The following is a 15,942-nucleotide window of genomic DNA, read 5'->3' on the forward strand; positions in this document are numbered from 1 at the left end:
GGAGGGGAGAATTTGCAAAGCAATAGTTTAAAAGAATTAGGTCGTATAGGACAGAAGCGCTACGGAGGCTTCTTCTTCGAAGAGTTTCTCAAGGATTTACAGGGCAGAAAAGGCATTGAGGTGTACAAGGAGATGAGCGAGAATGACGATGTTATCGGCGCCATCCTTTACGCCATAGAAATGCTTATCAGACAGGCAAGCTGGAGCGTGCAGCCGGGAGGCTCCACAGTCAAAGACCAAGAAGCAGCGGACTTTATTTATAGCTGCATGGACGACATGAGCGACACATGGACGGATACCATCTCTGAAATCCTGTCGTTTTTAACTTTTGGTTGGAGTGCTCACGAACTGGTCTACAAGCGGCGCTTAGGCAGGAACAGCGACCCGCGACTAAAGAGTAAGTACACCGATGGATTGATAGGGTGGCAAAAGTTACCCATCAGGGCGCAGGATACTCTCTGGGAGTGGTTATATGATGATAATGACAACCTTCTGGGAATGGCACAGATGCCGCCGCCCACTTTTGAGATAATCCAAATACCAATTGAGAAGCTGCTGCTTTTCAGGACGAAGAGCCGCAAGGGCAACCCTGAAGGGAGAAGCATCCTCCGCAACGCATACCGGAGCTGGTATTTCAAGCGCCGCATTCAAGAGATAGAGGGAATAGGCATCGAGCGCGACCTGGCTGGCTTTCCTGTTTTGAAGGCACCGGAAGGAATGAACATCTGGGACGAGGACGACCCGGACATGACAGCCATTCGCTTGCTGACAGAGAAAATCGTCCAGAACATCCGCCGCGACAGCATGGAAGGCTTGAGCCTCCCGGCAGGCTGGGAGCTACAGCTATTGAGCACCGGTGGCCGGCGCCAGTTCGATACCAACGCCATCATCGAGCGATACGATACCCGAATAGCCATGACTGTCCTTGCAGACTTCGTACTGCTTGGGCACCAGCAAGTGGGCAGCTTTGCCTTGAGCAGCGACAAGACCGAATTATTCTCAATGGCTGTAGGCGCTTACCTCGATATTATCTGCGAGGTTTTCAACAACCAGGCAATACCGACATTGATAGACCTTAACGGTGAGCATTTCAGCGGCATAACCGATTATCCCACCATGGAGCACGGTGATATTGAGAGCGCGGACATTCAGGCGCTGGCGTCTTATATCAAGGACATGACCGGCGTGGGTGTCTTGGTGCCGGATGACCATCTGGAGGACTATGTAAGAGAGGCGGCAGGATTGCCGGAAAGACTGGACGAGGGCACAGACCCAAACCCAAGACAACCAAAGAGAAAAAGCTCTAACGTAAAACCGGGGAAGGGGACATATTTGGACATCCCGGAAGAGTTAGAGGACGACGAGGAAGCGGTAAAAAAAGCGAAAGAGAGACTGGGGAGGTATGGTTAATGGGTGTTTTTACAACGTCAGAGCACCGCCCTTCCTGGTTCTTAAAACTAAGTATTAAAAATGATTCGGAAAGGGGGAGAACACTATGGGAGAGACATTTAGAGTTGAAATCCCCATAAATGTCAGGGACAACACAGACCCTGGCATCTCCCAGGCCACAAAAAAGTGGAATGGATTTGATAAAGTAACCGAGAAAACTCAAAAACGTCTGAACGAGATGAACAAAGCCCACTACCAGGTTATTCTTGAAGCCTTAGACAGAGCATCTAGCATCATAGGGCATGTCTCCACGAAGGCACGCAGCATAGCTGGCAGAACTTACAGCTTCACCATGAAAGTGGTTGATATGGCGACTGCTCCGCTTAAGTCCATATGGAACTTTGCGACATCTCTTCAAGGCGTTATACTCGGGGGCGGACTGACTGCTGTCGGATTTAAAGGACTCCAACTGAGCGGTGAGATGGATAGAGCCAAAAAATCGATTGATTTCTTTACCGGTTCAGCGGAAGAGGGAACCAAAGCCTTTCAGGAGTTAGTCAATCAAGCCATCAAATCACCGCTATATGAAGTGCCGTTTGTGGTGCAGACCGCCGGCCAATTACTTGCAGCCGGTAAAAATATTGAATTCGTCAAAAGGGCGCTAAAAGACTTTGAACAAACCGCATATTACACCGGAGCCAGCCTGTCGCAGATTGAATTGGCTTTTTACGGATTTAAACAGATTTCATCTGTCGGAACATTGCAGATGGAGGAGCTGCGACAGGTAACAGAAAACTTAAATCTCCCGCTTCAATGGGTTATAGAGGAACTGGGCCTGACAGGCAAGGCCGCAAAGAATCTCGGGGATGCCGCCATACCGGCCAACGAGGCTATGGAGGCTATTCTAAAGACCATGGAGAAGAGATTTCCGGCCAAAGATATGGAGGACGACCTTCTGGCCTTGGAATCCGCATTGAAGGAGACGGGCCGAATGTTCCTGTGGGCCTTTGGACGAGGGATGAGCGGGCCGGTGATGCGCATCATGCAAGATTTGGCTGCTCAACTTGACCCGACCGGCAAGAAGTTCAATAGCTTTGCAGGTTCGCTGGAACATGCAGGTAAGGTAGTAGGCGAAAAGCTGGAGCAAATTTATAAGGACGTCAAGGAATTCCTGGATAAGTTTGACCAGGGCGAGCTAAAGAATATGGGCCTGGGAGACAAGCTCATTTACGGTATTGAGTACGGGCTGGACGAAGCGAGCAAATGGTTGCAAGGCGCGGGCGGTAAAAAGGTCGAGAAGGTCTTTGTTGAAATGGCCGAGATAGCGGGACGGGCATGGATGACAGCCCTGGGGGCAACCTTGAAAGGGGCCGGAAACGCAGCCAGGGAAGGTAATTGGAGTGGCGCTGCAGCTCTGGGCGGCATGGCCTGGATGCTTGGCGCAGGAACATTGCTCGGTATAGTCGGCAAAGGAGGAAAAGCCGCTATAGCCGGTGGCAAGGGCCTGTGGAAAGCTGGTAAGTGGTTATTCGGTAAAGGCTCGAAAGCCGCAGATGCTGCAGCAGATGCAGCCAAGGTCGCCGGTGCAGCTGCAGGAGCCGCTGATGATGTTGCTGATATAGCAAAAACAACCAAAAACCTGAAGGATGCGGCAGAATCATTTAGGGCGGCTGCAAACGCTTCGAAAGAGGCAGAGAAAGCCGTAAAGACCGCAGAAGCATTAAAGGCTGCTAAACAGGCAGACCTTGAAAAGAATGCGAGGCTGCTGAAGGAACTGAAGCGAGAAGCGGCAAAATTTGGGGACGACATACCAAAAGGATTGTCCGGAAAGATTATGGCTGCCGAGAAAGCGGTAGCAAAAGGCCGAGTTGACGTTAAAAAGGCGGCGTCGCACCTTGACAACATGATAAACCTGAAAAATCTTAAAGCGATAGACTACGCAAACGCGAGAGAAGGGTTTGTTGTCGCAAAGGACGTCGCAAACGCAGCTAAAGTAGCGGACAAAGCAGGGGATGTGGCCGGCAAGACGGGCATATTCAGTAAAATTGCAGGATGGTTCGGTAAAAGCGGCGATGATGTCTTAAAAGCAGGGAGCAAAGTTGCAGGAAAAGGCATCAAGGGAATACCTATATTGGGTACGCTTCTTGGTTTGACAGCGAGCGGAGCGGTTGTTGCCTCTGCAGCGCCAGAAAACAGAGGAAGAGAAGCTGCCGGGGAAGTAGGAAGCTGGTTAGGCGCCATAGGCGCTGGAGCTGGAGCCGGGGCATTGGTTGGCACCCTTGGAGGCGGGCCAATCGGAACCGCTGTCGGTGGCATTGTTGGCGGCATTGGAGGTGCCATAGGCGGAGAAGCATTCACCGAGTGGCTGTATGACCAGAAAGACGCAATAGCTTCAATGGGAGGAAAAGTAAAGACTGCAATTTCCGAGTTTGGGACAAAGGCGGGAGAATCCATCAGTGGATTTTTCTCAGAAACAATACCAAACTTCGTGACAGAGCAGATACCTTATGCCATAGGCTATGCGACCGGTTCGATAGGGAAGTTTTTCACCGTAACGCTCCCGCAGGGATGGAACGACTTATGGACAGCTGTAGGGAACTTTCTCACCGAGACAATCCCCGCCTGGGCGAACGGGGCATACAACACGGCGGTAAACTTCTTCACCGTTTCAGTCCCGACGTTTTTCACTAATCTGTGGAATTCCGTGTATGGATTTTTCACGGAGACCTTACCTACATGGGCGACGGGGGCTTTCAACAAAGCAAACGAGTTCTTTACACAAAAAGTTCCTGAGTTTTTCACTGACCTGTGGAGCAGCGTGAGCACCTTTGTGACCGAAAAAATACCGGAATACGCAAAGGCATTAAAGGACAGTGTTACTGGGTGGTTCGGCAGCTTCAGGGATTGGGCAAGCAATATCTGGGACAAGGTAAAATCCAGTTTTTCAGCCGGATATGAAGCTGGTTCAAGCGGCGGCTCCAAAATTGCGGAACATGCATGGGGCGGCATCATGACGAAACCGCATATGGGCATTGTGGCCGAGGACGGAGCCGAGGGCATCATTCCATTAAGCCCAAGCAAACGCGCAAGAGGTCTCAACCTTTGGTGGCGGACGGGAGAACTGCTGGGTGTGCGACCGTACGAAAACGGCGGGATTGCAGGTGATATTCCCACAGCGAGCGCCGTGCCGGTCAGAGCAGGAACCGGCAACGTGACCCAGTATATTCAGGCAAGGGTGGAAAAAGTCGAGGTACATCCCGCATTTCACATTGAGGGGGACAACCTTGATGAGGAGAACGTCGTGACCATCATTAAGGGACGCATTCGGGAGATGGCCGACGACATCGGTGACGAGCTCGCAGAAAGACTAACCCGCATTTTCGCAAATATGCCGGTGAAAGGAGGGGCCGGGGCTTGAAAATTGACACAAAAGAAGCTATAAAAAGCGCAGTAGATGATGCGGTACAGAAAATAACATGGGAAGTAAAATCAAGGGCCTTCAGAGCATCCAACGAGCTCCGCAACGCGGCGCTCACTGTCCTGCGGGGACAACGAAGCGGCAGGGTTTATAAAAAGCCTGGCACATATGGCAAGAGAATGACCAAACAGACAAAAGCATTGCTCAATGACTACGGTCATAACTTGCGGGGCGGGCAGTTGTACCGAGCTTCTGCACCAGGAGAGCCGCCGGCGGTGCGCAGCGGCAACCTGCGCCAAAGCTGGAGGCCAAGAACTGAGTCTGAAAACACGGGAAGCGGTCTGACCGTAAGGTCGGCAATTACCACCGATGTGAAGTATGCGCCATGGCTAAATGATGGAACAAAAGACGGGCGAATAGCCCCGCGCCCGTTCGAGGAGCCTATCATCGAGAGGGCAAAGCCACGCATCAGGCGCATTTTCAAAGAACCGTACAGATAGAGCTTCAGCTAAGCTGAGAACGGCAAACTCATAGGGCGGAACCTCATCCGCTCTATTTTTTTACACGGGACTTTGGGCAAAAGCTGCCCCTTTTTACTGGGGCAGAAACAGGGCAAATACGGGGCAGGAAAAACACCCCTCCCTGGACGCCCTGTGCGGCGCGTACAGGCCAATTTAACTGCTGGTAAGGTAATCACAAGGGCAAAGGAAAACACACCAAAATGGAGCGAATGTGGAGGCGCTACGCAGGCAGATATGGCTAACAATCAAAAAGCCCTGGAAAATCCAGAGCTTTGCTTTGTATTATGGAATGACAAGATTTAAAGACATCGACTATTCATAGACCTCAAATTTAAAGGTTAGCGTTCCAGTGTACGTTCCAGACGGCGGATTATTGGAAACATTGGGGACTATTTTTATAGCTCCGGCACCTTTAGGAGTCGTATTTCCGTTCTCAAACCATGCAACGATAGTATTTAAGCCAGAATACCCCGTCCATCCTATACTTTCGGAAGGATTTGAAACCATAATCATGCATGGTATCCGCACCTCATCTGGCGTCCCTTTATCTTTATACAGTTTATACAGCTGAAAATTGCCACCGTTTTCATATGTTGTATCAATCATTACTTTGAGCTTTTTTCCGTCACCTATATTCATTTTGTCAGCTGTAAAAACGAATTTTTCCCCATCGTTGATAGAAAAAGAGGCCGGAATATTAATCGTATATTCAGGGGTAAAAGTCGGGGTGGTCTGGGTATAAGTATAGGTGACTGTCATGTCCACAGATGACGGGCTTGCAAATGCTTCCAATGGTATTAAACTGCACACCAACACGAGTATGAGCAAAACAGAAATTAATCTTTTTTTCATGGTACCACCTCCAAATTAAAGACAGATTGTGCGCCGTTCAGTTGCTGTAAGCCATCAGAGCTGTAGCAGTCATACTGAAGGATGGCGTTTTCATAAGTACCCGCCTGCAGGGAGCGGGAAATTTCAATAACGTCAACCACCTGCCCAGGTTTAATCATGCCAGAACGGTAAAGCGGAGTCCCGTCAGATAAACTGAGAGAGATCATAAAATAACAGGCATTCGTCTCCGGATTATAGAGCTTAACCGTCTGCCTCGTCTGCCCGGCTTTCATGACCATTTTTTCAAAGCCAGGGATTGCGATAGATTGCGAAGAACTGACAGGCGATACAGCTGCCGACGCCCCCGCTTTCTTGGCCGCATTGGTAGCGGTCACCGGGGGAACAACAGGACTGCTGGCGCCGCCGTTACCTGCCGAGAGGTTAGAACCAACCAGCACGCCAGTAATAACAAGAGTAGCAGTAAGAAGCACCGTAGCAGCAACTCCAAAAATATAATTTTTACTAATAAGATCACCTCCCCACGTATGTACAAGCACAGGATACCATGCCCCTCTCCATACCGTGGAGGCAAACCGGGTGGGTATTATTTTTTCTTCCATCGTCGGATTGTCGAGTCGTCCGCCGGGCAGGAATCAGAGTGGCCGGCCAATACGTCCTTAATCAACTGGGCCTCATAATGCTTCTTTGGCTGCATGAAGTCGGGAAGTTCGATGTGCAGCTTACCGCAGCCAGGGCAGCTGAGGCGACGCAGCAGGAACCAGCGGACTGCCCCGGAGCTGTCGATTACATGTCGCTTTTTTGTATCATACCCGGAGAGCAGCAGGCCACACTGCGGACAAACCGGCGCCTCCATATTTCGGATTCTATAAACGCTCCGGGCTTCGTCATACTCCACTGTGTAACGGGTGGCGGTAATCATGGGCAAGCCACCTCCTTGCTCGATGAACGTCAAGATTGACGCCAGCGCTCTCGGAGCGGCGGCCCAAAAGCCAGGAAATTACCCACCCAGTACGCCTTAACCATCGGCGACCCGGCGCGGTACCATGGACTTAAACCATAACGGAAAGGGGCGAGCACGATGAAATACGGCAGACTTGTGGCAACCCGAGGCATAGCGGAAGAGATGGAGAGCGACCTGGCATTTGCTCGGGAGATTGCTGCAGCCTTTGGCAGGTACCAGCGCCACGATTGGGGCGTCCTCTGCCAAGAGGATAAGGCCCTGAACGATCGGGCGGTTGAAAGTGGAGACCGGGTAATGGCTGAGTACCTGACCAGCAAGGGGAAAATCTGGATTATAACCGAATGGGACAGGTCGGCGACGACGATTCTATTCCCCAGCGAGTATTAAACGTCGGCGCCAGATTGCAGGCGCCTTCGTGCAGAATATAATAGCAAAAGCCGCCACGAGCCAAGCAGGCCCAGGACGGCTTTAATGAAGAAAGAGCGGGATTCCTGTGTTGGGATACCCGCTCTCGTTTTATGACAGCTCGGGAAACGGAATGTGCAGCAGCCGCATGATTTCCTTCTGCGTTTCATACACCCGCTCGGCAATGAATTCACAGAACGGCTCAGACTTGCCCTTGTTCTGATACTGCCGGATGGTGTCGTTATATTCTGGCCGGAGCACAGGAGGAATAATTGCCAACTGATAACCGTCTTGTATCAGCGCCAAATTCATGATAAGACGGCTTGTTCTGCCGTTGCCATCGATGAACGGGTGGATTGACACAAACTTCAGGTGCAGCAGCGCGGCAAAGGTTACGGGATGGTAATTTTTCCGCTCGGCCTTTACCCATTTCTCCAGTTTCCGCATTTGCCCCTCAATCTCCTGTGGCCTGGGGAACGCATAATCAGTGCCGGAGACGATAACGCTTTCCTTCCTCCATGTGCCGGCGTTTGCCTCGTCAATGCTTTTGTAGAACAGGCGATGCATGGTTTTAATGTCCTCCACCGTTATGCGCCGCTCCCCAATCAGGGTAAACATGAAATCATAGGCTTGGCCGTGGCCCACCGTCTCATAGAAATCCCGGAGCGGCCTGCCCCCGATGGTTAGACCGTCCTCAAGCACCACCTTTGTCTCGCTGATGGTGAGGGTATTTCCCTCGATGGCATTGCTCGACCATGTGAGCCCGATGCGGTAATAGTCCTTCAACTGCTTCAGCATATGCCCCTCGAAGGGGCGAACCTCGCTTATTGCCTTGTGGCAGCGGTCGATTTTTTCATATATGGTCACCGGCTATCACCGCCTTTTTCCTCTCGACACGAGGTAATAATCCCGCTGGTTATAATTGTGCCATTTTCCGTACCGCACCAAGGGCAGTTTATGCTTTCGCGGTCTTTTCCGCCCGGATAACCGGCATTCGAAATAGATATGCCGAAATTTTTACCGCAAGCTGTGCACGTGTAAGAACTTTTCTCCACCTTCATAGGACAACCCCCCTTTTTCAGTACGTGACCTTCTCGCCGGAAGGCGTAATGAAGGCTCCCTCATATCGGCAACCAGCGGCCTCCGCAATTTGCTTCAATTCGTCGACAGTAAAACTCTCCCGTTTCATTTTCTGGCTGAAAGCTTGCGGGCTTTTCCCTGATATTCGTCCGAGTTCGGAAACGCTTATCCCGAGCTTGACACACAGTATTTTAAGCTGTTCGGATACTGACATATCACCACTCCTTCCAATATTCTCATTATAAACGAAACCATTTAGTAAATCAACGTTAATATTTCTCTTTTATTGAGAAACGTTAAAAAATGAATTGACTGCATAAACATCAATGTTTATATTATAAACAAGAACATATACAAGGAATAGGAGAGAGCGAAATGTTAAATCCAAGAAACCTGGCCAACGGCCAAGAGCAGCATGAAACCTTCAAGAGCAACATCACCAGGAAGACGGCAGTTCAATACGACTACCGGCACACAGATGGAGAATTGTTCTCCTGCGTTAAACCCACCCTGGAAGCCTGCAGGCAAGCGAAGGAAAACTGGATAGCCAAGAAGGAGGCACAGCAATGATAGCCACGAAGGAACAGGAACGCAAGACTTTGGAGAAAATCAAGCAGATGGTCGCCGAACTCGGCGAAAACAGCTACCTGGCCGCAGCCTTCACCGGAGCTTTCGAGCTGGCCGAACAGAACATCGAGAACGACTGGGGCTGCACCATGACGGAGAAGGCCGAGCGCATGGAGCGCGAAGCAGAGGCAAAGGCTCTCAAGGCTGCAGAGCTTATGCAGCAGGCCAAAAAGGAAATGCTGAAGGCCGAGGAGATGCAGAAGAAGTTCAACCTCAACCGCGATTATTGGGAGGACATCAGGAAATCCCTCGATTGGGCAGCATACCAACTTTCCGACAAGCTCGGATATTAGAACAACATGCCGAGCCGGGCGGCTAATCCCGGCAGAAAGGAGAATGCACATGCCGAAGACCATCCACTTAACCGGCGAACAGGCGAACCTCCTGGTCATCTACATCACGATGACCACCAACTACCGCAAAGGCGAAATGGAAGCTTGCCGGGAGTTGGGCGAGGAAAAGGACGAGAACGGGATGTTGAGATTCCCGAACATGGCGGCAAATGCCACCTGGTGGGAAAAAGCGAATAAACGGCTGGAGAAAATCAAGGACATCATCGACAATGCCCCGTGCAGCGAAGATAAAATCTTTCCCCTCTTGCCATAACCAGGGCTAGGCCAGCGACGTGCAAGCCGTCGCCCCGGAGCAATCCGGGCCGCTCAACCTGGGAATACCGGGTAAACGATGAGGAGGTAATGAGTATGCCAGAAATCAAGTACGAAATCAAAGAGGGCCTGGGCGTCCTGTCGGAGAGCGCGAAGGGCTGGACTAAGGAGCTGAACCTGGTTAGCTGGAATGGTCGCGAGGCCAAGTACGACCTGCGGGACTGGAACGAAACCCACGAGAAGATGGGCAAGGGTATTACCCTCACAAAGGATGAATTGCTCAAGTTGCGCACGGTTCTGAACTCCATCGATCTATAACCCCGCCTGAATGAGAGCCTGGAGGGGCCAGGCCGAAACCTACCGGCACATGCCGGGATGGTCGCGGGAACCCGCCGCCAGAGGGGGAAAGATGGCGCCCCTTTCACATAAATTGTTCTTTGACAATCTGGAAAGGAGAGAGACGATGACCAACGCAGCGGCAATCGGATACATGATAAGAGCGGCCAAACAGGCCGGGCTCGACCACGATACCATCAAGGTGCTGGAAGCCCTCATGAACGAACAGATGGACTTCCACACCGAGGAAGAGGCCGAGCAGACATACCGAAGTTTTTATTGAGATGAACAAATACACTCGCGCTGACAGCCAGGAAACAAATCGACCGGCTCCAAGGCGGCAGTGAAGAATAGGGAGGATAGATAAGCATGGCAGAAATAATTAATTTTCCAGCAAAAACAAAGCAACCCAAGCTCCGGTATTTCATCACAATAGATGAGGATGAAACCCCGGCATACGCAAGCAGAGAACTGGCTGCAGGGGTTATAGGAGTTATAATCACCGCCAGGACACCAGAGGAGGCGGAAACGCTCCGCAAAGAGGGAGCCGCAATAGCAAAGCAGGGCCAGCGGCATGCGGCCACAGGAGGAACCCCAAGATGATGAACAAGAGCGAGATAGAATACTGCGACTTCTCATGGAATCCGGTCACCGGGTGCCGGACAGGGTGCGAATACTGCTACGCCGCTAAACAGGCAAAGCGCTTCTCCGGGGATGTGAGAATAAACCGAGGTTCTGGTCAGCTTCAGAGGGACGAGAATGGCCTCTACATCCTGGAGAAGCCCTTCAAGAATCAGAGCGGCAAGGTGATACCATGCCCGGTCGGATTTGTGCCGACACTTCACGGGTACCGGCTGGCCTCACCGAAGCAGAAAAAGAAAGCGGCAAACATCCTCACCTGCAGCTTGTCCGACCTGATGGCGCCATGGATACCCGAAAAGTGGATTATTGAGGTATTTGAGGCATGCGAGGCAGCACCATGGCACAATTACCTCTTCTTGACGAGATATCCGGGAAGGTATGAACAGATGAGCTCCGCCGGCCAACTCCCCCGTTCCAGAAACTTCTGGTACGGGACGACCGTCACCAGGAGCGCCGACCTCGACCGGATAGTATACCTCCCCCGGAAGCAGCATAACCAATTCATCAGCATAGAGCCGGTCATGGAGGCGATAGACATCGAAGACCTCACATTCATGGATTGGATTATTGTCGGAGCCGAGACCGGCAGCAGGAGAGGCAAGGTGAAGCCGAAGCGGGAATGGATAGAGGCAATCGTCCAGACGGCACGAGCCGCCGGAATCCCGGTGATGATGAAGCACAGCAAGGAGCTGGAGGAAATCTGGGGCGAGGAATTAATTCAAGAGCTTCCTGCGGCATTAAGCCGGCCAGAGGACAAGCCAATCCCCCACTGCAGCGACTGCGAGCACCACAGGGCCACAGAGCGCCATTATAACGAGCGACATGGCAAGACCATCATGAACCACTTCTGCGTGAACGGGGATGAGTAAAGGAAAGCGATTCCGGGAAGATACGTCAGAACCAGCCCGCCATGGTGCCCGCTTCGAGGAGAGGAGGAAGAAAGATGATTCTAAAAAACGAGGATATCATAGAAAACAAGAATGTTTCTTATAAATTGATGAGACATTTAGAGGTAACAAGGCCCACCGACAAACGCATTCCAGCGTATGAGAGCGGCGGCGAAGTAATTAATTTCAGCAAACACCGAATTAATAAAGCTCTTGCTGCAGTCACCCTCCCGCTGATTTGCGTCTACAAGAACCCTGCAGATTACCCTGACAAATACGTTGCCAGGCTTTGGGATGTAAAACGGCCATCAGCTAAACCAACAGACATAGTGGTATTAGCAGATACCTTGGAAGAAGTTAGAAGTATAAAGCCGGAGTGGATGGCAATCACACCGCGCCAGGAAGCGGACGACCCGGTAATCATAGAAACATGGATTTGAAAGGAGGCCCGACCATAATGAGCAAAACGCAAATTTCCCCGGAGTTTCAAAGGCAGATGGCAAAAATACGCAGAATAAGCCCGCCATTTTACAATAATGACACCCTGGGCAACCTTCCGCCCCTTACCCGCTTTTTATTCATAGGGTTATGGTGCCAAGCAGACAGGAAAGGGCGCCTGCAGGACAGGCCAAGAGCGATTAAAAAGGCAATCCTGGGATACGACGATGTGACCACCGGCCAGGTAGATGGTATGCTGCAGGAGCTTCACAATGCTGGTCTTATCACCCGGTACCAGGCGGAGGACAGCAGCTTCATCCAGGTGGCAGATATCACTTACCACCAGAACCCGGACGTTTATAGTAACCGAGCCGGATATCAGCGGTACTTTGATAGGCAGTTTAACGATTAAAAAGGCTGTTGTATAATAAGCATAATATGGGCACTGTGCAGGTACCGAAAGGGCACCATGAAAGCACGGTATTTGTACGGTACCTGGTGCTTATTAAGAAACAGGAGGTGCCAGACTATGGACAGACGTGCAGTTTATTTTTATACGCTCCCAGGCGAGACCGCGTGCGCCGGACTGGCCCTCGATGTACATGTTCACGGTGAGACGCTCCGATTTGACGATACCATCAGAGGCCACGAAATACCCGGCAAGGTTACAGCGGAAGACGAGAATGGATTCATCTTCACGTCCACAGGTTACATGCCGGGCGAATGGCGGTTTGATGTGCTGACGATTGAGGAGTTCCGGCGCGAGCATTATAAGATGGTCGGGGGAGGAGAAACCTTGGCGACTAAAATAAAAACCACGGACGATCTCCATGAATGGTATCGGAAGGAGTTCGGTGTTTGAGGAGGGTAAAGGCATGAGTGAGGAGAAACGATACGACAAGCCATTCTCGCACCCGCGCTGGCACGAGCCGCTCATGGGCGAGGTAATCGGACACAAGGAGTTATCCGAGGAGAAGCAGAAACAGGCTCACGAGGACACTGTTGCCATCCTGAAAAGCTGGGGGATAAAAATCAAGGACGAGCCAGAATTCAACCCCAAGCCGTGGCAGCAGAATGGCAACAAAATATTCCTAAACCCAAAAAATACTGATAAAATTAATAATACAGGCAATAGAAATAACTGAAATCAAGGGAAAAAACCTCAAGTCAAATTCAAGTGATAGAGTGGGAGTAAGGGGAAAAGCATTACAACCATTGCGTGATGAGCTTTAGACATATACGGTAACGAAGAGGTGGTTATGTTTTTTCGCTTGATTGCGGAAATCATAGCCACCTTTTTTCTTCCCGCATTAATCCCAATCCAATAATTTCGACAGCTGTTCTATGTAGTAATTTTAAATATTCATTTTGTCGTTTGATTTTCGACTCCTTGATTGCGCATTCTGTAATATTATGAAATGAACATAATATTTTATTATATTTTAAAAAATATAAATTCACCTTATACGTAGACTTATCTAAGTGTCCGAGAATATCCATCTCTACTATTTGTGTTTTCTTTGTTGCTATTACTTGCTTAATTGCGTTCTGCAACAACTGTAAAGACTCCGAAGGTAACCATTCTTTAAGACTTCTAACAACTGAGGGAATTAGCAGGGTGTCTGAATCTCGTAAATCAGGCAGCTTTTCAATAATCAGACCGTCTTGATCAATGATATAACAATGGTCACCAAGTAATTTGATTAGATGCTGAAGCACCCCTTTATATTCTCTAGGACTTCTTTTATATTTGATCATCGCAACCAATCCCTCATCCCTCATTAGGACCGCTTTATCAGTTTCTTTCTCTCTATATAAATGACTATATTTTGTTACCTATATATTACAATCCGATGCTGGAAGTGTCAATATTCTTGGCAATAAGAAAACCGCCTTTCCCTTAGGCGGTTTTCTTTTGAACCATGAGCGATTCGTGTCCAAGACAACAGATTAGTCGTCTTTGTATGAATTAACAAGAACTCGCTGGACGGCTTTTTCCAGTTCGGCTTTAAGTAGTGGTTTTGTCAGATATTCTCTTATCCTATCTTTCAAACCCTCATCGAAACTCATTGCTTGACTATATCCTGAACACATGATGAAAGGAATTTTGGGATTAATTTTCGACATCTCCTGCACGAAGACATTTCCTGTCATTTCCGGCATGGTTTGATCGGTGATGATTAAATCGAAATGATTCGGTGACATACGAATCATTTCTAGGGCTTCTCTCGGATTTGTACAAGCTTCTACAGAATATCCCAGACTCTCTAACAACTGCTTATTCAGTTCCGCAAGCAAAGGCTCATCGTCCACAAATAGAATGGTTATGCTTTCCTTTCTTTCATTCTGATGACTTATGCCGACGTTTAAATCCCTCCTCTGATCGGTTTCAAGCTTCGGAATGTAAATTGAAAAAAGGGTGCCTTTGCCGGGTTCTGAGTCGACGAATACAGCGCCGTCATGCTCCAATACGATACCATGCACAACGGCTAATCCGAGACCATTGCCTTCCCCTGCCTTTTTCGTTGTAAAAAAGGGATCAAATATTTTTTCTTTCACCCAACTATCCATACCGATGCCATTGTCTCTGACGTTAAGTCTGAAATATTTTCCTGGCCTTATACGCATGTCTGTCGCAAGCGATTCATCTAACAAGATTTCTGAAAGGGATATCTCCAATAGGCTCCCTTGATGCCGCATCGCATAATCAGCATTGCTGCATAAGTTCAACATTAACTGTTGAACCTGAACGGGGTCGACATAAACATGGTCGTTTCCATCCGTATCACAAGTCACTTTTACCTCAATGCGAGTACTCAGAAGCATACGACTTAACAATAAATCGATAACTTCTTTCGTGTTCTTGCTGTCAAGATTGCCTGTAGGCTCATCTGCAAGTATAATTGAAGGTTTATTTAGCAGTGCTCTACCTATCGATACCCTTTGTTGTTGTCCACCTGAAAGTTCTGAAGGCAAATGCTTTCTTCTTCCTGATAATCCTAGCAGTTCGAGAATTTCTGTTAAATATTTCACATCAACCTTGTCGTTATCCAATAATGCCGGAAGCGAAATATTTTCTTCTACATCCAAGACCGGAATCAGGTTAAAGAATTGAAATACAAAGCCGATTTTTCTTCTTCTGAAAATTGCAAGCTTGTCTTCGTTATAGTCATATATGCTTTCACCATCAATAACTACCCTTCCCCCAGTAGGTCTATCTAGTCCACCTAAGAGATGAAGAAGGGTACTCTTGCCTGAACCCGAAGCTCCCACAATTGCGACAAACTCGCCTTTATTTACTGAAAAACTCACATTTTTAAGTGCCTCAACATGATTTTCTCCCTTACCGTATATTTTGCTTAAATTTTCCACTCTTAATATTTCCATGACCATTCTCTCTCTTTCACGCTTAATGCTCTGATTTAATTGTATTTGCTATCGCTCTTTTTCTCCAAGGATTCCTAATCCCTTTGTCGAAGTGAGTTGTTGCAACGCAAAACACTGCACAAAGGAGGAATCCTCAATGCAAAGTGTAGCACAGCCACCTACAAAACCACAAGTAATCCTCTGTAGAACACCTGGTGGAAAAAAAGCGGGCCGACAAGTCCAACTTTTTACGCAGTACGCCTCAAAGGTACATGGCTTTTCGCAGATGGTTCGTCAAGCAAAGGATGGTCGCAAGCAACCCCGTATCAAAGCCCCAGCCATTTTTACCGTCGCTTTTTTTGGCGCCTTTTTCAGTATGGAGAGTATGGAGCAGATGGACCGTTGGCGGAAAACC

At 49.3% G+C, this 15,942-nt stretch carries 22 protein-coding genes and 2 pseudogenes; 16 read left to right on the forward strand and 8 right to left on the reverse strand.

The genetic code is table 11. The annotated features are described in order from the left end of the window. The first annotated feature begins 12 nt into the window (after positions 1 to 12). The 3 genes from AC0CW1_RS16485 (at position 13) to AC0CW1_RS16495 (ending at position 5,307) form a co-directional block, all read left to right on the forward strand. Complete coding sequence (locus AC0CW1_RS16485; protein WP_488184076.1) at positions 13 to 1,410, forward strand: phage portal protein family protein; 1,398 nt, start codon at positions 13 to 15, stop codon at positions 1,408 to 1,410. Between the two features lie 85 nt (positions 1,411 to 1,495). Further along, a complete protein-coding gene (locus tag AC0CW1_RS16490) occupies positions 1,496 to 4,807 on the forward strand; it encodes a tape measure protein (protein ID WP_488184077.1) in 3,312 nt (1,103 codons plus the stop codon). Then, positions 4,804 to 5,307, forward strand: coding sequence for a hypothetical protein (locus AC0CW1_RS16495; protein WP_488184078.1), 504 nt, complete (start codon positions 4,804 to 4,806; stop codon positions 5,305 to 5,307). Before AC0CW1_RS16490 ends, AC0CW1_RS16495 begins: the two co-directional genes overlap by 4 nt. 333 nt (positions 5,308 to 5,640) lie before the next feature. Here AC0CW1_RS16495 and AC0CW1_RS16500 read toward each other — a convergent pair whose 3' ends face one another. The 3 genes from AC0CW1_RS16500 to AC0CW1_RS16510 are packed head-to-tail and all read right to left on the reverse strand — an operon-like array spanning position 5,641 to position 7,099. After that, on the reverse strand, positions 5,641 to 6,180 hold the full coding sequence (locus AC0CW1_RS16500) for a hypothetical protein (RefSeq protein ID WP_488184079.1): 540 nt from the start codon (positions 6,178 to 6,180) through the stop codon (positions 5,641 to 5,643). Next, the gene (locus tag AC0CW1_RS16505; RefSeq protein ID WP_488184080.1) at positions 6,177 to 6,716 is read right to left on the reverse strand and encodes a hypothetical protein; all 540 of its coding nucleotides are present in this window, start codon (positions 6,714 to 6,716) and stop codon (positions 6,177 to 6,179) included. Before AC0CW1_RS16505 ends, AC0CW1_RS16500 begins: the two co-directional genes overlap by 4 nt. 47 nt (positions 6,717 to 6,763) lie before the next feature. Then, a complete protein-coding gene (locus tag AC0CW1_RS16510) occupies positions 6,764 to 7,099 on the reverse strand; it encodes a DUF6431 domain-containing protein (protein WP_488184081.1) in 336 nt (111 codons plus the stop codon). Between the two features lie 159 nt (positions 7,100 to 7,258). Between AC0CW1_RS16510 and AC0CW1_RS16515 the strand changes: the two genes are divergently transcribed. Next, on the forward strand, positions 7,259 to 7,528 hold the full coding sequence (locus AC0CW1_RS16515; RefSeq protein ID WP_488184082.1) for a hypothetical protein: 270 nt from the start codon (positions 7,259 to 7,261) through the stop codon (positions 7,526 to 7,528). 129 nt (positions 7,529 to 7,657) lie between these two features. On the opposite strand, the gene AC0CW1_RS16520 is transcribed toward AC0CW1_RS16515, so the two are convergent. Together AC0CW1_RS16520 and AC0CW1_RS16525 are read right to left on the reverse strand one after the other, a co-directional pair. Then, positions 7,658 to 8,413 carry a Fic family protein gene (locus AC0CW1_RS16520; protein ID WP_488184083.1) on the reverse strand — a complete coding sequence of 252 codons (756 nt, stop codon included), beginning with the start codon at positions 8,411 to 8,413 and terminating at the stop codon, positions 7,658 to 7,660. 211 nt (positions 8,414 to 8,624) lie between these two features. After that, positions 8,625 to 8,840, reverse strand: a complete 216-nt coding sequence (locus AC0CW1_RS16525; protein ID WP_012281217.1) for a helix-turn-helix domain-containing protein — start codon at positions 8,838 to 8,840, stop codon at positions 8,625 to 8,627. A gap of 161 nt (positions 8,841 to 9,001) precedes the next feature. Here AC0CW1_RS16525 and AC0CW1_RS16530 point away from each other — a divergent pair, with 161 nt between their 5' ends. The 11 genes from AC0CW1_RS16530 to AC0CW1_RS16580 all read left to right on the forward strand — a co-directional run bounded on the left by AC0CW1_RS16530 (position 9,002) and on the right by AC0CW1_RS16580 (position 13,306). Continuing rightward, entirely contained in the window at positions 9,002 to 9,196 is a 195-nt protein-coding gene (locus AC0CW1_RS16530) for a DUF3873 family protein (RefSeq protein WP_488184084.1), read from the forward strand. Then, the gene (locus AC0CW1_RS16535) at positions 9,193 to 9,546 is read left to right on the forward strand and encodes a hypothetical protein (protein ID WP_488184085.1); all 354 of its coding nucleotides are present in this window, start codon (positions 9,193 to 9,195) and stop codon (positions 9,544 to 9,546) included. The genes AC0CW1_RS16530 and AC0CW1_RS16535 overlap by 4 nt, the downstream gene beginning before the upstream one ends. A gap of 49 nt (positions 9,547 to 9,595) precedes the next feature. Further along, positions 9,596 to 9,859, forward strand: a complete 264-nt coding sequence (locus AC0CW1_RS16540; protein ID WP_488184086.1) for a hypothetical protein — start codon at positions 9,596 to 9,598, stop codon at positions 9,857 to 9,859. 95 nt (positions 9,860 to 9,954) lie between these two features. Further along, on the forward strand, positions 9,955 to 10,176 hold the full coding sequence (locus tag AC0CW1_RS16545) for a YdbC family protein (protein WP_488184087.1): 222 nt from the start codon (positions 9,955 to 9,957) through the stop codon (positions 10,174 to 10,176). Positions 10,177 to 10,267: 91 nt separating this feature from the next. After that, positions 10,268 to 10,477: a hypothetical protein gene (locus AC0CW1_RS16550; RefSeq protein ID WP_488184088.1), complete on the forward strand. Its 210-nt coding sequence runs from the start codon at positions 10,268 to 10,270 to the stop codon at positions 10,475 to 10,477. Positions 10,478 to 10,563: 86 nt separating this feature from the next. Further along, positions 10,564 to 10,797, forward strand: a complete 234-nt coding sequence (locus AC0CW1_RS16555) for a hypothetical protein (protein WP_041312981.1) — start codon at positions 10,564 to 10,566, stop codon at positions 10,795 to 10,797. After that, positions 10,794 to 11,705, forward strand: a complete 912-nt coding sequence (locus AC0CW1_RS16560; protein ID WP_488184089.1) for a DUF5131 family protein — start codon at positions 10,794 to 10,796, stop codon at positions 11,703 to 11,705. Before AC0CW1_RS16555 ends, AC0CW1_RS16560 begins: the two co-directional genes overlap by 4 nt. Before the next feature lie 74 nt (positions 11,706 to 11,779). After that, positions 11,780 to 12,163 carry a hypothetical protein gene (locus AC0CW1_RS16565; protein ID WP_488184090.1) on the forward strand — a complete coding sequence of 128 codons (384 nt, stop codon included), beginning with the start codon at positions 11,780 to 11,782 and terminating at the stop codon, positions 12,161 to 12,163. Between the two features lie 17 nt (positions 12,164 to 12,180). After that, positions 12,181 to 12,573 carry a hypothetical protein gene (locus AC0CW1_RS16570; protein ID WP_488184091.1) on the forward strand — a complete coding sequence of 131 codons (393 nt, stop codon included), beginning with the start codon at positions 12,181 to 12,183 and terminating at the stop codon, positions 12,571 to 12,573. 117 nt (positions 12,574 to 12,690) lie between these two features. Beyond that, complete coding sequence (locus AC0CW1_RS16575; RefSeq protein WP_488184092.1) at positions 12,691 to 13,023, forward strand: hypothetical protein; 333 nt, start codon at positions 12,691 to 12,693, stop codon at positions 13,021 to 13,023. A 13-nt stretch (positions 13,024 to 13,036) separates the two neighbouring features. Continuing rightward, positions 13,037 to 13,306 carry a hypothetical protein gene (locus AC0CW1_RS16580; RefSeq protein WP_488184093.1) on the forward strand — a complete coding sequence of 90 codons (270 nt, stop codon included), beginning with the start codon at positions 13,037 to 13,039 and terminating at the stop codon, positions 13,304 to 13,306. 139 nt (positions 13,307 to 13,445) lie between these two features. Here the strand turns inward: AC0CW1_RS16580 and AC0CW1_RS16585 are convergent, their stop codons facing one another. The 3 genes and pseudogenes from AC0CW1_RS16585 to AC0CW1_RS16595 all read right to left on the reverse strand — a co-directional run. Further along, complete coding sequence (locus AC0CW1_RS16585; protein WP_488184094.1) at positions 13,446 to 13,928, reverse strand: hypothetical protein; 483 nt, start codon at positions 13,926 to 13,928, stop codon at positions 13,446 to 13,448. 183 nt (positions 13,929 to 14,111) lie between these two features. Beyond that, a complete protein-coding gene (locus AC0CW1_RS16590) occupies positions 14,112 to 14,987 on the reverse strand; it encodes a response regulator (protein ID WP_488184185.1) in 876 nt (291 codons plus the stop codon). A gap of 9 nt (positions 14,988 to 14,996) precedes the next feature. Then, positions 14,997 to 15,548, reverse strand: a pseudogene (locus AC0CW1_RS16595) (ABC transporter ATP-binding protein); the annotation flags it as partial. Between the two features lie 136 nt (positions 15,549 to 15,684). Between AC0CW1_RS16595 and AC0CW1_RS16600 the strand changes: the two are divergent. Then, positions 15,685 to 15,942, forward strand: a pseudogene (locus AC0CW1_RS16600) (transposase); the annotation flags it as partial.

This window comes from Heliomicrobium sulfidophilum, from assembly GCF_057715735.1.